At 42.9% G+C, this 3,913-nt stretch carries 3 protein-coding genes; all 3 read left to right on the forward strand.

Annotated elements, in window-relative coordinates; genetic code table 11:
* Positions 1 to 838, forward strand: an 838-nt coding sequence (locus tag NT178_16505) for a hypothetical protein (GenBank protein MCX5814123.1), incomplete at its 5' end; no start/stop codon positions are given.
* Between the two features lie 11 nt (positions 839 to 849).
* Positions 850 to 3,153 (forward strand): hypothetical protein, encoded by a 2,304-nt coding sequence (locus NT178_16510; GenBank protein ID MCX5814124.1) that lies wholly within the window; start codon positions 850 to 852, stop codon positions 3,151 to 3,153.
* Between the two features lie 46 nt (positions 3,154 to 3,199).
* Positions 3,200 to 3,679: a nucleoside 2-deoxyribosyltransferase gene (locus NT178_16515; protein ID MCX5814125.1), complete on the forward strand. Its 480-nt coding sequence runs from the start codon at positions 3,200 to 3,202 to the stop codon at positions 3,677 to 3,679.
* Positions 3,680 to 3,913 lie beyond the last annotated feature (234 nt).

Raw genomic sequence — 3,913 nt, forward strand, 5'->3', positions numbered from 1 at the left:
AAATTACGATCTTTTTCTCAATTCAATGTTTGAACGGACGAATAAAGATCAGGACTCATACTGCTTTAACCCTGCCATCAGGAACACCGATTTTGATTGGGAGGGCTACTATTCCAAGACAACACCAAGCAACCATAACGCCGTTAAAATTTTCAAAATCCATGGCAGCCTTTCACACGTAGTTTTTCGGAATTGTCTACGTCACAACAATCAATTGCATATCTTTAGACTTCCATCTTTTATGCTTGGGTTCGATACTCGGCCGATAAGAGACGAATTTTCGGTAAAATATCTTCACGATTATCTCGGACATATAGGCCGGAGATACCGCCATACAACCTTGATCGACGACGCAAGCGAAACTGGCTACTATGTGCATCATATAGACTGGGCCGTAAAATGTCTTTGTGCCGGAATTGGTTATCGAGATTTTTTTTCAAAGGAAATTGAATTTGCCAAGAGAGAGTTGAGCAGGGTAGGCGATGTTGGAGCCGTCATCGTCTTTGGTTTTACAGGCTATTACAATCCAGCAAATCCGGGAGATGAGTTGAATGAGGAACTATCCCCTATCATAAAATCTCTTCTTCCTAGAGTCCCAGTTTTCCATTTTCTTCATGAGCTGCAGGTCGATGCGGCCATGGGCAACCCAAACACACTTTATCTTTGGAATGCAGTGACGGATGCTGACAGCCGTCATGCCGTAAAATATGACGATGCCAGCCAACTATTGTTGGAATTGATTTGTAGGCGAAGGATGGGTTTGAGGAGACGTCTGGACGCAATTTACTCGAGCGACTGGGTAAGCGGAAAACTCTTCATGAATCCGAGCCGGCTGTGAAAGGAAGGCAGATGAAGAAAACAGGAAACCAACCAAACAGATCCGCCATTAAAGTAGGTTATCCGGGCGTGAAGATTATACTGTTACAAGTGTTGCCGGGATATGAGTCTAATGTGGAGAAAGAGTTCCGTGAGCACCTTGTGGCGATGAAAGAAAAGGGGTGCATCCAAGATTTTTGGACATACAAGTTGTTTGGGGACTGGGATATAGCAATTGTATATGAATGTGCCGAATTCAAGCAAGACACTCTTTATGCCGGTACTATAAAAAGGATCATTAATTCCACCGAATTCTTCTCTTTTCCTTGGGATGTGTCTAAAGATGAGAACTTCCATTCAACTTTTAAAAAGGATTTGATGGACAAACCCGCAGTAGGCATCACCTTTTTCAAGGTGCATCCAGACGCTCTATCTTTAGGGTCATCGCCCTTAAGTGTCGCCGACATCGACCAGGCGTTTGTAGAAGTGATTTCCGACACTCGATTCAGCTGTCTTTGTTCTCTTGGCTGGGCAGAGTTCATACTCTTGACGCACGGCTCCAGTGTGGAAACATTGGTGGATAACATTAACAGTACACTTGCCAATGTTGTTGTAAAACAAGGGCCCGAAAGCGGTAATGGAATAAATCTGGCTGAGAAGACATTTTCAATGGTGGGAATTAACTACAGGTGTCTTGAGGACAAGAAGACGCTATACAAGTATTTTAAAAACGCCAAGTTCCGGGATGACATCAAGATCAATGTCGGTGTTACATGCGATCTGCCCGCCATGGAGGAGGTCAGGAAGACTGTACTGAACACATTCTTTGGAGAAGCGGGTTCCTCCGGAGATAACATCTGCAGCGTTATAGGGAACAGGGACATCTCATTTGAAATCGACAAGAACGTAATAAATAACTGGGCTGATTTTATCTATTATCTTCTTAAATTCCGCGTGGAGCAAAGAGATGATCTCTATTCCACATCAGTAGATATCAGAAGTTCTCATTTCAGTATACATCGCTACAAAAGCGCATCTTCATCCCGATTGCCAATAATTGATTTGAGTAAACAGCAAGCCGAGGGCATGAGGGAAAGGATAGGCCATTTGGCGGACATGGTGATATCATCGATCTATTACTTTAATGAGTTAATGCAGAATCGGATAAATGCGGATTCATACCATGATATGTGGAGGTACATGGTACAATTATTGAAAGTAGCTCTCCAAGTGAATGTTGAGGACCTTAATCTTCCCGATGATATACCAAAGAGATTCGATGTCATAAAGTATGGCGGTGCCCAAAGATCAGCCGGAGTATTCTTTAATCAGGAATATCAGCGAGGAATTCCTGTGCTACCAAAAGGAGGTGTGCAGGGAATTATTCAGGCGGCTGAAAGCATTCCCCAATTTGTCTATAAAACAATCTATGGGGTGGACTGGCGAGGCTTCATCATATCTGGTTATTCAATCGGCTATTCCCACCAACAAGGCGGCGTTATCAATATTCACTCGGAAGCAGTGTTCAATCCAGAAAAATGGTGGGGTCTCTTTCACGAAATTGGCCACACCTGGGTGTATTCAAAGCAGGTAAACCAACAGACATGCATCTTTGAGGATAAACACTTTCAGAACGCAATAAAGTTTAATATGAATATTATCAAAGAAGGAGACGGTAACTATAACGAGGCAATCAAAGAAATAGGCGAGCTTCTTGCAGATGTCTTTCACTACTACTTTTTTACCGGCAGGGATTTTGAACAATACTTCATAATCGTGTGGCGATACCTGTTAACAGAAATGAAGTCAGATCCTGCTATGAAGGGAGCTTGGTCGTTCTATCTTTTCAGGGCATTTTATGTTTTTGTCTATGACATGCTGTATGTAAAGAAGGAATTGAACTATGACGCCTTAGATTTCTCGAAGATAGGAAGCCTTTTCCGGGTTTTTGTAAAGCAGTTCAAGGAGATGATTAAGATTCCCGTCGGAGCAGCCGAAGAACCAGTAATAACTGCTTACCTTGCCAGATTCAAATGGTCTTTGGAATATTGTAAAAAAGCCATAGAAGAGACAAGGGTTAATTTTTTTGACGAATCCGAAGCCACGAATATCAATAAGAATCTGATACCTAAGTTAAGAAATGGGTCATTGATAAAGAGCAGTGAATTGAAGAATCCGGCACTACTAATTCTTCTTCTGAAAAGGTTCACTCTCTCGGAAGAGTTTGTGCAATCAGGACCGGAAGAGAAGTTCAAGATGAGAATGGCAACTATATTAAGCTTATGGTATTACTATCAAGCCATAAAGCCATCGGTTCCAAGTGGAGACGAAAACTGAACCGGTTTTTATCGTTGAACGCTGAAATGTATCGAGTGACATACTAATGAGGATATATATTGCACATCCTGCTTTTATTGAGACACAGCGGGAATTTAAGCATCTATTTATCGCCAAATTGAACGGTGAACTCCACAAGCTCACGTGCCAAGAGCCGATCACTCTTGTCGACCCCTTTAATTACTCGCCCACAATAGAGGGAAACACTGCTGAGAAAATAGCTCTCGCGAAGGAAGTCAAGGGGGTATGCCTTGACCTCTTAGACCACTGTGATCTTCTCATAGCTGTCGTTGATGGAGACGACACGGGTACCGCTTTTGAAGCTGGTTACGCCTATCATATGGGTATTCCGGTCGTCCTGGTGTCACAGGGCAGTTGTAGCTCAGCCAATGCTATGCTCCTCGGCTCGGCACAAGCAGTTGTCGACAATATTCTTGATGGGCCGCAGATCTCCCGGCTCGTAGAATTGATCAAAACGCGCTACTCCTCACCCTCCAAGTCTTCATCCCTCCACAAATACAGCTAAACTTTCCTGATTTCCTCGTTCATGAATCCATTTTCCCGCAATCGCAGGCATATTTCAAGGAGAAAGGTAGCCGGTCCGACAATCGAATACCATTTGCTATACGTAACAAAATGATACTTGATTCTTAGACCATCAGAGGGTCATTATCTCTTTGTTTTTTCTGTAAGAAAAAAAGGAGAGAAACATGACCTACATCAATGCATCATCGGGCAACACGCAATACGTAACGAGAGA

Source organism: Pseudomonadota bacterium (assembly GCA_026388255.1).
Classification (GTDB): Bacteria; Desulfobacterota; Syntrophorhabdia; order Syntrophorhabdales; family Syntrophorhabdaceae; genus JAPLKB01.